The organism is Frankia umida (assembly GCF_023242945.1).
Taxonomy (GTDB): domain Bacteria; phylum Actinomycetota; class Actinomycetes; order Frankiales; family Frankiaceae; genus Frankia; species Frankia umida.
Genome location: NZ_JALKFT010000001.1, coordinates 282548 through 297875 on the forward strand (window position 1 = coordinate 282548; position 15328 = coordinate 297875).

The 15328-nt window shown below is 70.8% G+C and carries 15 protein-coding genes, 1 pseudogene and 2 riboswitches; of the genes and pseudogenes, 9 read left to right on the plus strand and 7 right to left on the minus strand.

Annotated elements, in window-relative coordinates; genetic code table 11:
• Positions 1-290: 290 nt before the first annotated feature.
• From fbaA to purB, 9 genes are all read left to right on the plus strand, one after another.
• Entirely contained in the window at positions 291-1328 is a 1038-nt protein-coding gene (gene fbaA, locus MXD59_RS01110; RefSeq protein ID WP_248823055.1) for a class II fructose-bisphosphate aldolase, read from the plus strand.
• A gap of 907 nt (positions 1329-2235) precedes the next feature.
• A riboswitch (cyclic di-AMP (ydaO/yuaA leader) is annotated at positions 2236-2466 on the plus strand.
• A gap of 7 nt (positions 2467-2473) precedes the next feature.
• Positions 2474-3154, plus strand: a complete 681-nt coding sequence (locus tag MXD59_RS01115) for a transglycosylase family protein (RefSeq protein WP_248823056.1) — start codon at positions 2474-2476, stop codon at positions 3152-3154.
• Positions 3155-3661: 507 nt separating this feature from the next.
• Positions 3662-3807: riboswitch (cyclic di-AMP (ydaO/yuaA leader) on the plus strand.
• A gap of 2 nt (positions 3808-3809) precedes the next feature.
• Complete coding sequence (locus MXD59_RS01120) at positions 3810-4538, plus strand: transglycosylase family protein (RefSeq protein ID WP_248823057.1); 729 nt, start codon at positions 3810-3812, stop codon at positions 4536-4538.
• Positions 4539-4580: 42 nt separating this feature from the next.
• Positions 4581-5051, plus strand: coding sequence for a DUF3151 domain-containing protein (locus MXD59_RS01125; protein ID WP_248823058.1), 471 nt, complete (start codon positions 4581-4583; stop codon positions 5049-5051).
• Between the two features lie 102 nt (positions 5052-5153).
• A complete protein-coding gene (locus tag MXD59_RS01130) occupies positions 5154-6437 on the plus strand; it encodes an adenylosuccinate synthase (RefSeq protein ID WP_248823059.1) in 1284 nt (427 codons plus the stop codon).
• Positions 6438-6665: 228 nt separating this feature from the next.
• Complete coding sequence (locus tag MXD59_RS01135; RefSeq protein ID WP_248823060.1) at positions 6666-7679, plus strand: hypothetical protein; 1014 nt, start codon at positions 6666-6668, stop codon at positions 7677-7679.
• A gap of 133 nt (positions 7680-7812) precedes the next feature.
• Complete coding sequence (gene purD, locus MXD59_RS01140; protein ID WP_248823061.1) at positions 7813-9069, plus strand: phosphoribosylamine--glycine ligase; 1257 nt, start codon at positions 7813-7815, stop codon at positions 9067-9069.
• Between the two features lie 44 nt (positions 9070-9113).
• Positions 9114-9671, plus strand: a complete 558-nt coding sequence (gene purE, locus MXD59_RS01145; RefSeq protein ID WP_248823062.1) for a 5-(carboxyamino)imidazole ribonucleotide mutase — start codon at positions 9114-9116, stop codon at positions 9669-9671.
• Positions 9668-10975: an adenylosuccinate lyase gene (gene purB, locus MXD59_RS01150; protein ID WP_163550035.1), complete on the plus strand. Its 1308-nt coding sequence runs from the start codon at positions 9668-9670 to the stop codon at positions 10973-10975. The genes purE and purB overlap by 4 nt, the downstream gene beginning before the upstream one ends.
• Here purB and MXD59_RS01155 read toward each other — a convergent pair.
• From MXD59_RS01155 to MXD59_RS01180, 7 genes and pseudogenes are all read right to left on the minus strand, one after another.
• Entirely contained in the window at positions 10924-11901 is a 978-nt protein-coding gene (locus MXD59_RS01155) for a CehA/McbA family metallohydrolase (protein ID WP_248823063.1), read from the minus strand. The genes purB and MXD59_RS01155 overlap by 52 nt on opposite strands.
• A gap of 38 nt (positions 11902-11939) precedes the next feature.
• Entirely contained in the window at positions 11940-13097 is a 1158-nt protein-coding gene (locus MXD59_RS01160; RefSeq protein WP_248823064.1) for an LLM class flavin-dependent oxidoreductase, read from the minus strand.
• 19 nt (positions 13098-13116) lie between these two features.
• Positions 13117-13302: a zinc ribbon domain-containing protein gene (locus tag MXD59_RS01165; protein WP_308301620.1), complete on the minus strand. Its 186-nt coding sequence runs from the start codon at positions 13300-13302 to the stop codon at positions 13117-13119.
• 130 nt (positions 13303-13432) lie between these two features.
• Positions 13433-13564: pseudogene (locus MXD59_RS27185) on the minus strand (hypothetical protein); the annotation flags it as partial.
• The gene (locus MXD59_RS01170) at positions 13503-14042 is read right to left on the minus strand and encodes an NUDIX hydrolase (protein WP_248823065.1); all 540 of its coding nucleotides are present in this window, start codon (positions 14040-14042) and stop codon (positions 13503-13505) included. The pseudogene MXD59_RS27185 and the gene MXD59_RS01170, both read right to left, overlap by 62 nt.
• Positions 14043-14062: 20 nt before the next feature.
• Entirely contained in the window at positions 14063-14461 is a 399-nt protein-coding gene (locus MXD59_RS01175; RefSeq protein ID WP_248823066.1) for an HIT family protein, read from the minus strand.
• A 265-nt stretch (positions 14462-14726) separates the two neighbouring features.
• Entirely contained in the window at positions 14727-15233 is a 507-nt protein-coding gene (locus tag MXD59_RS01180; protein WP_248823067.1) for a hypothetical protein, read from the minus strand.
• Positions 15234-15328 lie beyond the last annotated feature (95 nt).

A 15328-nucleotide genomic window follows, 5' to 3' on the forward strand; every position in this document is an offset into this window, starting at 1 on the left:
CCTTGGTCGCCGTGGTGGACCACATCCCGCGCTGTCCCAGGCCGTTCGGACGGCACCGCTTCGCCCGGACGGCGTGGCTTCGCCCGGACGCGCCATGCTCGGACGCGGCCGACCGGCGTCGGCGCAACTGTGCCGCGACGTCCACCGCATCCGGCCACCCGAACGACGCGCGTCGTCATACCCTTCGCCCACCAACAGTCGCGCGGGTGCGCTTGCGCCCGATCGGGCCGGCCCGTGCCGCCTTTTATGGCTGATCGGCGCCCCGACAGCTTCGACAAGGAGCCCCACCGATGCCCATCGCCACGCCAGAGATCTACGCCGAGATGCTCGACCGTGCGAAGTCCGAGGCCTTCGCCTACCCCGCGATCAACGTCTCGTCGTCGCAGACCCTGAACGCCGCCCTGCGCGGCTTCGCCGAAGCCGGCAGCGACGGCATCATCCAGGTGTCCACCGGCGGCGCCGAGTACCTGTCCGGTTCCACGGTGAAGAACATGGTGCTCGGCGCCGAGGCGCTGGCCGAGTTCGCCCACCATGTCGCGAAGGCCTACCCGGTCAACATCGCGCTGCACACCGACCACTGCCCGGCGGACAAGCTGGACACCTACATCCGGCCGCTGATCGCGATCTCCCGCGAGCGGGTGGCGGCCGGTCGCGACCCGCTGTTCCAGTCGCACATGTGGGACGGCTCCGCGGTCGAGCTCGAGGAGAACCTCAAGATCGCCGAGGAACTGCTCGCGGACGCGACCGCTGCCCGGATCGTCCTCGAGGTCGAGATCGGGGTGGTCGGCGGCGAGGAGGACGGTGTCGTCGGCGCGATCGACGAGAAGCTTTACACCACCCCCGGTGACATGTGGCGGACCGCCGAGGTTCTTGGCTCGGGTGACAAGGGCCGCTACCTGCTCGCCGCGACATTCGGCAACGTCCATGGCGTCTACAAGCCCGGCAACGTGAAGCTGCGCCCCACGATTCTTCGGGACGGCCAGGACCACGTCGCACAGAAGCTGGGCCTTGCGGCTGGTTCCAAGCCGTTCGACCTTGTCTTCCACGGTGGTAGCGGTTCGGACCTCAGCGAGATCCGGGAGACGCTGGACTACGGCGTCGTCAAGATGAACGTGGACACCGACACCCAGTACGCATTCACCCGCCCCATTGTGGACCACGCCTTCAAGAACTACGACGGTGTCCTCAAGGTGGACAGCGAGGTCGGCGTGAAGAAGGCCTACGACCCACGAACCTACGGAAAGCTTGCCGAAACGGGCATGGCCGCCCGAGTCGCCCAGGCCTGTGAGGACCTGCGCTCCACCGGCCGTTCGCTCGGGAAGGCCTGACCCAGACAGGAAGGCCCGACGAACCAGCCGGGCTCCATCCATCCGGGGCGGGACGGCCCCGGGCGGGAGAAACAGTCCCGCACCGGAGTCACCGCCCAGAACCGCCGGTCCCCCAGTTGCCGCTCGCGACTGGGGGACCACTGCGTTGCGACACCGTCATCTCGGTCACGGAACCGTCATCTCGGCACATCGAGGGCACCGCCACCGTGCTCCATCGCGGCCAGACGGTTCCGCCCAAAGCCTCCGGCCGTGCCGGATAGGCATGACAGCGCCATGGCCGACCCATGGGGCTCGGACCACCCGCCCACCTACCAGCCAAACGCCACGACCTCTCTACGCAGCGTCAGATCCGTGGCGGCGGGGCCGCCCGGCCGCGTCCCCGGACAGGCGACATGGACCGGACATCCCACCCGTCAGAGTCCGCAATCCGCCCCGAAGCTGTCACGCAGAGACATGATCGATTTACTTTGCGAGACCAAATCACAGCCATGTAACAAGCCGGTTGCAGATCATTGCGTATCTCACAGCTGCCCACGCATCGACCAGCATCGGCGTATTGCCATGTCGAACCCCATCAAGGCAGAATCTGCACACAAAGCCATCAGTCGGATACGGCCGCACATCGCGGCGTGTCGGCGACCAGGTGACGCGTTCGACATAAATCATTACGCTCCGCCCATCGTGCCCCATCGGCAAACAGCGTGAGCAGGCGCGCACAAAACGGCCATTCGAAGATGTCGCCAGGTTGATGAGCGGGCGCGCACGCGCGTTACCAGCCAATGCACCCCATCACCAAGCAGCCACGCCGAGTGTGCTGTTGGTCACGCACCCTATTCAATGCTTGGCGACTCGCCGGACGGCGTGGTTATGGTCATCGCCGTGCCGAACGACAACGTGCGGCATTCGTCGGGCGGCACGCCGAATCCTGCCCCCGACCGGCGATTTCTCCGTCACCATGTGGCAGGAACGGGGGAACCATCTCCGAGCATCGAAAGGATTCGATGCTCTAGGGGTGAAGTCATGCGTCGCCAGACCGGCCGTGGTTTCGGTCTGTGCGCGTCCCAGGATGTCCCTGGCATGACCGGGCAGTTCCCAGCCCGAATCCGACAGCTCACCTCGCAGGCGTGGGGAAGGACTACACATACATGTCCGACGCACGTACCAGTGGCCGACAATGGAGCGCCGGCACCCGTATACGGGCGCGGGTTCTCATGGTTGCTCCAGTTCTCGCAGCGGCGGTCGGCGGCTCACTCGCCGTCGCCGGTCCAGCGCAGGCGGCGACCACATGGGAAGGACTGCGGCAGTGCGAGTCCGGCGGTAACTACACGACGAACACCGGCAACAGCTACTTCGGGGCGTACCAGTTCTCGGCCGGCACCTGGCGCAGCCTCGGCTACACCGGCCTGCCGCACCAGGCCGCACCCGCGGTCCAGGACGAGGCCGCGCTGCGCCTGGCCCAGCGTTCCGGCTTCGGGCAGTGGCCGGTCTGCGGCCGTGGCATGGGCACGGCGCAGCTCGCCGGCGGCTCCTCGTCCGGCGCGGCGGTGCAGGCGTCCCGCACCGCGCAGCGCGGCGCGCTGACCGTCGCCCCCGCGGCACTCTCGACGCCCTCGTACACCCGTACCCTCTCGACCGCGCTGGCCGGGCAGAACCGCGCCGACGTACGAGCCTGGCAGGCGCGGATGAGCCAGATCGGCTACCCGCTCGTCCCAGATGGTCATTTCGGCCCACGCTCCGCCGCTGCCGCCCGCGCGCTGCAGTCCGCCAGGGGTCTCGCCGCCGACGGTGTCGTCGGACCGGCGACATGGCACGCCACCTTCGGCTGAGCCACCCGCCGCACCGCACTGAGCCGGACGCCACCCACAACGCGTCCTTGGACCGGTTGCGACGCCGCCATCCGGCACCATCCGCATCTGGTCCGACCCGCCCGGGGCATGGGGACACAAGCCCCGGGCGGCGCCAGCCGTCCCACCCCGGCCGCACAGGCCGGGCAGCGTGACGCCACGACCCGACCGGTCCCCCCGCACAGCCCGGACGATCTCCGGCGCGCGGGAGTCAACGGGCCGGTCGGGCGCACCACCCCCCACCGGGGCACCCCGAGCACCGAGGTACTACCCGGCCAACCCTTCGGGTACACGGGAGCGACCCCTGAGGTGCACCGGTGTTCCACGATCGGGCGGCCCGTCCGGGCCACGCCTTGTGCGTGGGTCGCCCGGTTGCCACGAACCACCCCGGTTTGCACGGCCTGGACCGGTATCGCTAGAGTGCCGCTCACTCGCCATCAGGCGATGCCGTCGGGACGGACGCCGAGTCCTGCCCACTGTCCAGGCGGCTGGCCGAGCGCACCGACATGGGCAGGAGTGGGGGAACCACTACCGGGCGTCTCCGGACGTCCTTGGGGTTAAGTCGGCTCACGCCGGCCGGGCCATCCCAGTCCGAACCCGACAGCTCACCCCGCAGGCGACACGGGATTGGACTGACATGCCGTCAGCACGGCGTGGAGGTAAGCACCGGGCAGCGCAGGCCCCCTCGGCTGCGACCCGTATCCTGCGCACCACCGGCGCGGTCACCGCCCTGGTGGGCAGCGGCCTCGCGGTCACCGCGGTCGGCGCCAGTCCGGCCGGGGCCGCCACCGCTGACGACTTCGCCAAGCTCCGCCAGTGCGAGTCCGGCGGCAACTACGCGATCAACACGGGCAACGGCTTCACCGGCGCCTACCAGTTCGATGATCAGACCTGGCACGGCCTGGGCTACTCCGGCCGCCCGTACCAGGCATCCCCGGCCACCCAGGACGAGGCCGCCGCCAAGCTGTACAACTCCCGCGGCTGGCAGCCGTGGCCGTCCTGCTCCCGCAAGATGGGGCTGGTCAACAACGGCCCGGCGAGCGTCGGCTCCGGCTCCGGTGACGTCATCGAGCAGGCCCTCACCCCGGCCGAACAGCCGATGACCCTCGACCGGGCCCGGCAGGAGATGGGCGACGGCTCGTTCAGCGGCACCGTCCTGAACGCCAGCTACGGCGGGGATGTCCGGCCCGACGCGTTCGTCTGGCAGGCCGCGATGCGCAACAAGGGCTTCGTGCTCACCGTCGACGGCAAGTTCGGCCCGCAGTCGCAGGGCATCGCCGCGCTGTACGGCTACCTGACCCGGACCAGCGACGGCCAGGCCGGTGTGGTCGGCGAGAACCTGTGGAACGTCACCGTCCGCTCCTGACCCGGTGCGGCACCGCACGACCGGGTGCGGCAGGATGAGGTCATGATGACCTCGTCGGATTCGGGCCACGGCAGCCACAGCGGCCATGGCGGCACCGCGGCCGGTCACAACCTGCTGTCCGGCCCGCCCCCCACGCGGTTGCCCTCGGACGCGGCCGCCACCGCTGCGCTGGCCGCCGGTGCGGATCCCAGCGCCGTCGCGGCGGCCACGCCGGAGCTGAGCGCCGCCTGGGCGGTTCTCGCCGAGCAGGCCTTCGCCGCGGGTCGCACGGTCGAGGCCTACGCCTACGCCCGCACCGGCTACCACCGGGGGCTGGACGCGCTGCGCCGCGCCGGCTGGCGGGGCATCGGTCCGATCCCCTGGTCCCACGAGCCCAACCGCGGTTTCCTGCGTGCGCTCGCCGTCCTCGGCCAGGCCGCCGCCGTCATCGGCGAGACGGCCGAGGCCGACCGTTGCCGCACCTTCCTCGCCGACAGCGACCCCACCGTCGCCGGCGCCCTCGGCCTGGTCTGAGGCCCGTCGGAGGCCTCCCGCGGAGCCGGTCCGTACGGTCGGACGCTGTCTGACCTGACACTTCGGCCACGCGCGGCGGTCATCCCTAGTAACCTCGCCCGAGTGCCCGCTCTCGTCCTCATCGGCGCCCAGTGGGGCGACGAGGGAAAAGGAAAGGCGACCGACCTGTTGGGCGGCGCCGTCGACTACGTCGTTCGCTATCAGGGCGGCAACAACGCCGGCCACACGGTGGTCATCGGGGCGGACAGCTACGCGCTGCATCTGATCCCCAGTGGCATCCTGCGTGCCGACTGCATCCCGGTGATCGGCAACGGGGTCGTCATCGACCCCGGCGTGCTGCTCACCGAGATGGACGGCCTCGCCGCCCGTGGGATCGACGTCTCCCGCCTGCTGATCAGCGCCAACGCGCATCTGATCATGCCGCATCACCGGGCGTTGGACCGGGTGATCGAGCGCTACCTCGGCAAGGCCCGGATCGGCACCACCGGTCGCGGCATCGGCCCGACCTACGGTGACAAGGTGGCCCGCACCGGCATCCGCGTGCAGGACCTGCTCGACCCGGGCATCTTCCGCAAGAAGCTCGAGCTCGTGCTGCGGGAGAAGAACCAGGTCCTCGTCAAGGTCTACAACCGGCGCCGGATCGAACTCGACGAGGTGTGCGACGAGTACGCCGAGTACGCCAAGCGCCTGGGCCCGCACATCGCCGACACCGGCCTCATCCTGGACACCGCCCTGCGCGAGGGCAAGGTCGTCCTGTTGGAGGGCTCCCAGGGCACCCTGCTCGACGTCGACCACGGCACGTACCCGTTCGTCACCTCGTCCAACCCGACCGCCGGCTACGCCGCCACCGGTGCCGGCATCGGCCCGACGAAGATCAACCGGGTGATCGGCATCATCAAGGCCTACACCACCCGGGTCGGGTCCGGCCCGTTCCCCACCGAACTGGACAACAAGGTCGGCGAGGAGCTGCGCCGCATCGGCGGCGAGTTCGGCGTCACCACCGGCCGGGCCCGGCGCACCGGCTGGTTCGACGCGGTGATCGCCCGGTACGCGGTCCGGGTCAACGGCCTGACCGATCTCTTCCTCACCAAGCTGGACGTGCTCTCCGGCTTCGACCGGGTGCCGATCTGCGTCGGCTACGACATCGGCGGCGAACGCGTCGACGAGATGCCGATGACCCAGACCGAGTTCCACCATGCCAAGCCGATCTACACCGAGCTCCCCGGCTGGCACGAGGACCTCTCCGCCGTCCGCGACTTCGCGGATCTGCCCGCCAACGCCAAGGACTACATCCGCGCCCTGGAGGAGTTCTCCGGCGCCCCCGTGTCCGCGATCGGCGTCGGCCCCGGTCGCGACCAGACCCTCGTCATCAACGACCTGGTCTGACCGCACCTCTCCCCGCCCGTTCCGTCTGGTTCCGTTCCGCCTCGTTCCGTCCCGACCTTCACCCCGCCTCACCTCGCCCCGGCCCGGCCGGGCCCGTGCTCCGCCACGCCACTCACTTGCGTAACGCAGAGTTACCAGTGACGCTGGTGCAGTCACGGACTGCGATAGTGGGGTGGGGTGAAGGCGGTGACCACAATCGGCTCGCGGTCATCGGGTGATGATCGCTCTGTGCCCGGCCAGGCGGCCCCGGTACCGTCCACGGCCCTCGTCCCCGCGGTGCGCCGCCGCTACCTGCACCGCGCCGACCCCACCGACTCGGATGCCTGGCCGGTCGGCTTCTCCCCCACCGGCGAAGCCCTGCCCGAGACCCTCACCGATGTCCTGCTCCGCGGCAGCCACGCCATCCGCAGTTCCAAGCGGGCCGAGGCCCAACGACTCGAACGCGCCGCCGCCGTCGCGAACCACGTCGACGCCCAGCTCCGCGACTTCCTCGACTTCTGCGCCGCGGAGCACCTCGTCCCCCCCGTGACCGTCCGTGCCTACGGTGCCCGGCCGCGCCGATCCACCACCCGACACCCCGTCCCCTCGCACCCCGATGCCAGCCTCGACCTCGGCAGTGGCATCGACCTCGGCACCAGCCCAGGCCCCACCACCGGCATCGACCAGCTGCGCCGCCTCGACCATCTTGATCGCCTCGACCCCTGGCATCACCTCGACGGCCGCCCACCCCGCCCGGACGACCCACCCCCCCTGGCCGCCGACCCGCAGCACCTCGCCGACGAGGCCCACCACCTCGCCGACGATCCGCACCACCTGGTCGCCGACCCGCCCCACGCCGATGATCTGAGCGGCCCCGACGGCTCGCGGCACGAGACCGAAGGGCGGCGCGGATCGCAGCGACACCACCGGGTCACCGGACGACCGGGCACGTCCCAGGAGCGTCGCCGACGCCGACCGCACCGGCGAGAGCGGCTCCAGGCCTGGCCCCTGCTCTACTGGCGGTGCGAGTCGTTCCCCACGGCGGGTCGTTCCCTGCACCTTTTCGTCGAGCCGGACGGTCGCACCTTCGAGGGCCGCGACGATCCGGCCCCGCTGACGGTGCTCGGACGCGAGGTCCGGGTCTGGCCCGTCGACGCCGCCGCCATCGTGGCGGGCATGGCCGAGGTCGACGCCCGACGCTGCGCACTCCAACTCGTCCACGGGATGGCACACCTTCTCTGGCGATCCGGCGTCGGCCTGTGACACCGCCGAAGCCGAAGCGAGCAAACTCGCACGGCGGGCGAGATGATCAGCTGGCACGCTAGTGTGTCAGGGTGACTCGACCCGGCTGGCTCGCATTTCGGTATCGGCGCTCCGACGTCGATGAGGGAAGCGCATGAGGATTCTGGTCGTCGGCTCGGGTGGGCGTGAGCACGCGTTGTGCCGGGCGCTGGCCCGTGATCCGCGGGTGGACGCGCTGGTCTGCGCCCCGGGTAACGCGGGTACGGCGGACATCGCCGAGCCGCGCTCGTTGGATGTCGGCGATCCGGACGCGGTCGCGGTGCTCGCCGAACAGGTGGGCGCGGATCTGACGGTGATCGGGCCGGAGGTGCCGCTGGTCGCAGGGGCGGCGGACGAGGTGCGCCGTCGGGGGCTCGCCGTGTTCGGGCCGAGCGCGGCGGCGGCGCGGCTTGAGGGTAGTAAGGCGTTCGCGAAGCAGGTGATGCGTGCGGCGGGGGTGCCGACGGCGGCCGCCCGCGACCATACCGAGGTCGAGCCGGCGCTCGCCGATCTGGACGCGTTCGGCCCGCCGTACGTCGTCAAGTACGACGGGCTCGCGGCGGGTAAGGGCGTCACCGTCACCGAGGATCGCGAGGCCGCCGTCGCGGCGGTGCGGGCGAGTCTGCGCGGGCCGGATGACCGGGTCGTCCTCGAGGAGTACCTGGACGGGCCGGAGGTGTCGCTGTTCGCGATCGTCACCGAGTCCGGGGCGATCATGCCGTTGCTCCCGGCACAGGATCACAAGCGGGTGGGAGACGGGGACACCGGGCCCAACACCGGCGGGATGGGTGCGTACACCCCGTTGCCGTGGGCGTCGCACGGGCTGTCCGCCGAGATCGTCCAGAAGGTGATCCGGCCGACGGTCGACGAGATGGCGCGGCGCGGCACCCCGTTCAGCGGGTTGCTGTACGCGGGGTTGGCGCTGACCGGCAGGGGCCTGCGGGTGGTGGAGTTCAACGTCCGGTTCGGTGATCCCGAGACGCAGGCGATCCTCGCGCTGCTGTCGACCCCGCTGACCGACGTGTTGACGGGACGGACCACACCGCGGTTCCGTTCGGGCGCCGCGATCACCGTCGTCGTCGCCGCGGCCGGCTACCCGCAGTCACCGCGGCTGGGTGATCCGATCCGGGGCCTGGCCGCGGCCGATGCCCTCACCGGCGTGGACGTCCTGCATGCGGGGACCAGGCGGGACGAGCATGGTCAGGTGGTGTCGGCCGGCGGGCGCGTGCTGTCCGTCACGGCGATCGGCTCCAACCTGGAATCCGCACGAGGATCTGCATATGAGGCGGTCAGCCGGATCTCGCTGGCCGGCGCGCACTACCGCACCGACATCGGGGATCCGTCCCGGATGCGCCACACCGCCGGCGCCTGACGCGCGGGCACTGACAACGATATCGACAGGGACAGGAGCAGAGCGTGTCGCAGAGCAGCAGCGCGCCGGGGCAGGCACGGGTGGCCATCGTCTTCGGATCGCCGTCGGACGCCCAGACGATGAGCAAGGCCGGCGCGACCCTCGAGCGGTTCGGCGTGGGGTACGAGGAGGTGTCGATCTCGGCGCACCGCGCACCGCGCGCACTGGCCGAGTACGTGGGTCAGCTGCGCGGCCGCGGGATCTCCGTGGTGATCGCCGGGGCGGGCCTGGCCGCGGCGCTGCCCGGCGCCGTCGCGTCCATGACGACACTGCCGGTCATCGGCGTGCCGATCTCCGGTGGGGCGCTGGACGGGATGGACTCGATGCTCGCGATCGCGCAGATGCCGCCGGGTGTGCCGGTGGCGACCGTCGGCCTGAACAACTCGACGAACGCGGCGATCCTCGCCACCCAGATCCTGGCGCTTGCCGACCCGGACCTGAGCCTGCGGCTCGCCGAGTTCAAGGATGACTTCGAGCGCGCCGCCGCCGACGGCCTCGCCGCGCTCGCCGCCCCCGCGGACGCCACCGCGGGCGCCGGGGCCAGCGTCGGCGCCGGTCAGTGATCGGCCGCTACACCCTGCCCGAGATGGGCCGGGTCTGGTCGGAGGCACACAAGTACGAACTGTGGTGTCAGGTCGAGGTGCTGGTCTGCGAGGCCCATGCCGCCGCCGGCCGGATTCCCGCCGACAGCGTCGAACCGGTCCGGGCCGCCCCCGCGCCGACGCCCGAGGCGGTCGCCGAGATCGAGGCCGTCACCCAGCATGACGTGATCGCCTTCCTGTCGGCCTGGGCGGACAACACCGAGCCCCGCTCGGCCGCCGCCTACGTCCATTTCGGGATGACCTCGTCGGACCTGCTCGACACCGCGCTCGCCCTGCAGCTCGTCGAGGCCACCGACCTGCTGCTCGCGAAGGCCGACACCCTGGTCGCCGCCCTGCGTGATCTTGGCCTCGAGCACCGGAACACCCTGCGGGTCGGACGCACCCACGGCATCCACGGGGAACCGACCGTGTTCGGCCACCGGGTCGCCGACCTCGCGTTCGGCCTGGCCCGCTGCCGTGACCGGCTGCGCACCGCCCGCACGGAGGTCGGCCTCGCGAAGATCTCCGGCGCGGTGGGCACCTACTCCAACATCGAGCCGGACGTCGAGATCCACGTCGCCGAGAAGCTGGGGCTGCGCCCGACCCCGGTCGCCACCCAGGTGGTGCTGCGCGACGGCATCGCGAACTGGGTGGCCGCGCTCGCGGGGCTCGCCACCGTGTGTGAGGCGATCGCGCTGGAGGTCCGCCACGGCCAGCGCACCGAGGTCCGCGAACTGTCCGAGCCGTTCGGCTCCGGGCAGAAGGGTTCCTCGGCGATGCCGCACAAGAAGAACCCGATCATGTCGGAGCGCATCGCCGGCCTCGCCCGGATCGTCCGCGCCCAGTACGTCCCGGTGCTCGAAGGTGTGCCGCTGTGGCATGAGCGGGACATCTCCCACTCGTCCACCGAGCGGATCGCCCTGCCGGACGCGTCCGCCGGCGTCGACTACCTGCTGCACCTGACCACCCGGCTGGTCCGCGGCCTGGTCGTCGACACCGCCCGGATGCGGGCGAACCTGGACGCCACCGGCGGCCTGGTCTACACCTCGGCGGTGCTGCTCGAACTGGTCGAGACGGGCCTGTCCCGCGAGGACGCCTACGCCATCACCCAGGCCGCGGCGATGGAGACCTGGCAGACCGGTATCCCCTTCCGCGACACCCTGCGCAAACAGGCCGCCGAACGCGATCTCCCCCTGGACGAGCCCCGCCTGGACGAGGTCAGCCGCCCCGAGCGCTACACCGAACGCCTCACCGGCGTCTTCGACGCGCTGGCCGCCCTGACCTGAGCGGGACGTCGAAGGTGGATGGGGTTGGTCCAGGCGCGGCCGCCGGCGGCGTCCTCGACGGTGACCCGGCAGTAGCCGTCACCGAACATCGCGACCGGGAGTGAGCCTTCCGTCAGTTCTTTTCCCACCAGCACCTGCTTGCCCGGGACGCCACCGGTCAGCAGGATCCTGCGCACCGGCGAACACCGGACGGTGATCTGACCCTCACGCAGCTCGACATCGTGTAGTTCGGGGCCGGTGCTCGCGTAGTAGTGGCCGGCTTTGAGAGCGGCCAGGAGTTCGTTCGGATCGAGGGCGACGGCGCGGACGTGCACCCAGCCGGCGCAGGCCGGCGGATCCTGAGGCTGGAAATGCGCGTCGTCGGCGGCGTAGGCACCCAGGCGGTGGCCACGGCCCAGCAGGATGTCGGTGAGGTGCCAGCTGTCGCCGCGGTCCTCCAGTGCCGCCAGTGCGTTGAACACCTCGACGGCGTGGGCCGCGTCGAGGCTTTCGGCATCCGCCAGGGTGAGCAGGGACGCCGCCGGATGCGCCATACCGATGAACGCACCCGCCGCCCGCGCCCGGCGGGCCAGTGCCGGGCCGGTCTCCCCAGGCCCCGGCGGCGGGAAGCCCAGGGGCAGGCCGACCGCGATGATGTGCCACTCGTCGGAGAACTCCGTACGCGGCGCGTGCAGCTCGGCACCGATCAGGGTCGTGAATCCCTCGGTGCGCAGGTCACGGGTGTCGACCAGCGGGAACCCGAACCTGGCTCGAAAATGATCGGTGATCGCCAGGAAGTCGTAACCGGCCTGCCGGTAGTGCCGCGCCGTCTCCGCCGGCGACAGCGCCCCGTCGGACCGGTCCGTATGGGTGTGCAGATTTCCTCGCCAGAACCGGCCAGGTCTACCGAACGGAAGACTGTTCTCCGTCGGGAGCGAGGCATCCACTCCAGAAGCGTAGTCGATCAAATCCGGTCAGGCGTGGCCTACGTGGGATCGGCCGGGGTCCAGCCGAGGGCCGGGGCGACGGTGGTGGCCAGGTCGGTGATCAGGCGGATGTTCTGGTCGAGGCCGAAGGCCGGCGGCAGGAACAGCACCAGTTCGTCGGCGACCGAGATACCCGGGTCGGCGAGCACCGCCGCGGCCACCGCGTCCGGATCTCCGTGGTAGACCGGGCTCATCGCGAAGCCGGCCGGCAGCTCGGCGAGTCTGATCGGCGGCAGGGCGCCCTGCGGCCGGGACGCGGCCGGCCCGTAGGTGCGTCGTTCCAGGTCGTAGGCGGCGTAGGTCTCGCGCAGCTCGCCGGTCGGCCCGGGCAGCACGGACGCGGACACCGCGACCGGCGGCGGCGGGGTGCCGTGGGTGGCCGTCCAGGCGGCCCGGTACTCGCCGATGAGGCGGGCCTGGTACTCGCCGAAGGTCTCCCCCTCGGCCAGTCCACGCAGAATGGTCCCGGTGATCAGCCGTAGCCCGAGCCGGGCCGCGTTCACCGCCGAGTCGACGTGACCGGAGCCGTACCAGATGCGTTCGCGCAGGCCCGGGCTGTGCGGGGTCACCCGCAGCTCGGTGCCGACCGGGGGGCCGGGCGGCCGATGCTCGGTGACGGTGTGCAGCACCTCGCCGGAGACACCGGCCAGGAACCGGCGTAGCCGCCGCTGGCCCTCGGTGCGGGCGTCCGTGTCGACGGCGCCGAAGACGTCGTCCCAGGTGTCGGAACCGCTGGAGAAGGCCAGCTGGAGCCGTCCGCCGGTGAGCAGGTCGGTGGTGCCGGCCGCCTCGGCCAGCAGGATCGGCTCCTGGTAGCGCATCGGGATGACCGCACTGCCGAAGGTGATCCGGCTGGTGTGCTGCCCGGCGGCGGCGAAGAACGGCAGCGGCGAGGACAGGTAGTTGTCGAAGTGCCGCTGGTAGGCCCAGCCGGACTGGTAGCCGAGCTCCTCGGCCGCCCTGAACAGCTCGATGCCGTCACGCAGCCCGCGTCCCGCCTCGCCGGCGGTAAAGGACACCCGGGTGTTGAACCCGAGCCGCGTCGTCGGCCTGGCCGCATCCGCGCCGGCGGTTTCCGTACTGGTCAGTGTCTTGACATCCTCCCCGGCCTGAAGACCGGGGATTCCCACCCTCGCGGACAGGTTTTCCTGTTTCACTGACAGACGCCTCCCCACTCTAGGAGTGGGGTGGTCTCACTCCGTCTCCGCAGGCGATCACGGCGAGCCCCGCCGCGAGAACATTCCGTGCCGCGTTCACATCCCGGTCGTGGACCGCACCACAAGCGCAGGCCCATTCCCGGATGTTCAACGGCAGCTTTTCGACGAGCGTCCCGCAGGACGAGCAGGAGGATGCCCGCTGGATCCGCGCGTCCTCCTGCTCGCCGCGGAGCGTGCCGTCCGCCGTGACACGGGGGCTGTCGGGCCTGACCGACGAGGAGCTTTGTCCGCAGGGCCCGCAGCGTCCGGGGGCTCAGACCGAGCCCCTCGGTCGCGTAGTTCTGCATCGATCCGTAGGAGGCCCGCACCTGGTCCAGCCCGGCCTGCAGGGAGGAGGGCTCGACGTCAAGCAGGGTGAGCAGGACGACCGAGCAGCAACGACAGCACGCCGACGATCGTGGCGCCACTGACGACCTCCCGGCGTTCGATCATCCCGCGCAGCTCGGCGAGCGGGATCCACGCGACACGGTCGGATTCGTTGCGTTCGGTGGGTGCACCGACCTGGACACAGCCGTCGGCGCGGAAAAGAAAATGGCGGGTGTTGGTAATTCCACCGGCGGGTTCCGCATAGATCAGTGGGCTGATCGTCCCGGGCTGCCAGCCGGTCTCCTCCTCGAGTTCCCGCGCTCCGGCGGCCTGCGGATCCTCGCCGTCCTCGACCAGACCCATGGGAAGTTCCCACCCCCAGCTGTCCGTGGCGATCCGGTGTCGCCACATCATCAGCACCCGGTCCGTCTCGTCCACGGCGGCGACCACCGCCAGGTCCCGCAGCTGCACCACGTGATACTCGCCGGCCGTGCCGTCGGGCCGTTCCACGTCCAGAAACCACACGCCGAGCCACGGCGTGGCGAAGGCGAGCCGCCGACCCGTCACCTGCCAGCGCACAGACCCCGCCTCCCGTTCTCTCAGCGGCGACGCTCATCCTCGCCGTAGGCCTCCCGGGTGACCGCGCGAAGTCTGTCGATGAGCTGGGCGCGCAGGGCATCGTGCGCCGGGCCGGCAGCGTACTGCGCATCGCGGCGCACCTCGCCGTACAGATGCACGGGCCCCACCCGGAAACGCTCCTCCTCCCAGGTGTACCGGGCACGCACGTGGCCGTGCAGATGCGGCCAGAGGTTCCCGAGAACCTCGTAGTTGATCCGCAGAAAACCCGGATCGTTCGCCGCGCAGACCCGACCGACGGCCTCTCCGAGCAACGAGAGATCCAACAGGAAAGCGGAACGCTCCGCATACGGAAGATCAGCTAGATGGTCGACGTCGTCCGCATGGATCATCGCACCGAAGTCGGCCACGATGTCAGACATGGAGACCCTGCCGGCTTGTTCAGACAGCACAGCGCCGCCCACCGACCATGACCACGCTCCGCGACGCGGCCATCGAGGGCTACGGGTATGCAGGGTGCACAGGGGTCGCCGTGGGGGTGTTCGTGTCCGATATGCCCCCACAACGACCCGCGTAGACCGATCTTGCTCTGAGGCCGGTTGCGGGGCGTGGCGGGGCGGGACGGGACGCGCACCAGCTGGCCTCGCGGCGCACCAGCTGGCCTCGCGGCGAGCCGGCTTCCGATCGTCAGTGGATCGCGATCTCGAGGACGACGAGCACCACACCGAGCAGGGCGCTGCCGCTGGTGTAGCGCACCAGCCGCCAGCCGCCCAGACCCGCGGCCTGGCCGGCCCGCAGGCCCCACAGGGTCAGCAGGACGACGCAGGTCCACAACGCGGCCTCCTGCGCGTCGTCCATCGACGCACCCAGCAGCCGGACCAGCGCCAGCACGGCGATCGGGAGGACCGAGGCCCGGGCCAGCGGCCAGTTCTCCACCATGGCCGACCGGGCCAGCCGCAGTCCCCGCCGCGGCGGCCCCGGCACCTCGTCGGGCCCAAGCGGCCGGGCGACCGCGTGCGCGTAGCCATGGGCCAGCCAGAACACGGCCACCGTGATCAGGACGTCGATGACGATCTGCCCGAGCGGGTCGACCTTCGGATCCTGCGCGGCGATCAGCCCCGCCGTCAGGACCGTCCCGTAGATCCCATGCTCAGGTCGTCCCGCACCGACCAGACAAGCGCGCCAGATGTCCACGCAGCCCTGCTCCCGTCAGCCTCCGCCACCCAACAGGGCCCACCATCGATCATGATCTGCCGATCACACGGGATGCCGCGGCCATCGGCCGGCGA

Bases quoted from the DNA above. Each gene is read 5' to 3' on its own strand.
- fbaA (WP_248823055.1), top strand. From the start codon at position 291: ATGCCCATCGCCACGCCAGAGATCTACGCCGAGATGCTCGACCGTGCG.
- MXD59_RS01120 (WP_248823057.1), top strand. From the start codon at position 3,810: ATGCCGTCAGCACGGCGTGGAGGTAAGCACCGGGCAGCGCAGGCCCCC.
- purD (WP_248823061.1), top strand. From the start codon at position 7,813: ATGAGGATTCTGGTCGTCGGCTCGGGTGGGCGTGAGCACGCGTTGTGC.
- MXD59_RS01125 (WP_248823058.1), top strand. From the start codon at position 4,581: ATGATGACCTCGTCGGATTCGGGCCACGGCAGCCACAGCGGCCATGGC.
- MXD59_RS01115 (WP_248823056.1), top strand. From the start codon at position 2,474: ATGTCCGACGCACGTACCAGTGGCCGACAATGGAGCGCCGGCACCCGT.
- MXD59_RS01175 (WP_248823066.1), bottom strand. From the start codon at position 14,461: ATGTCTGACATCGTGGCCGACTTCGGTGCGATGATCCATGCGGACGAC.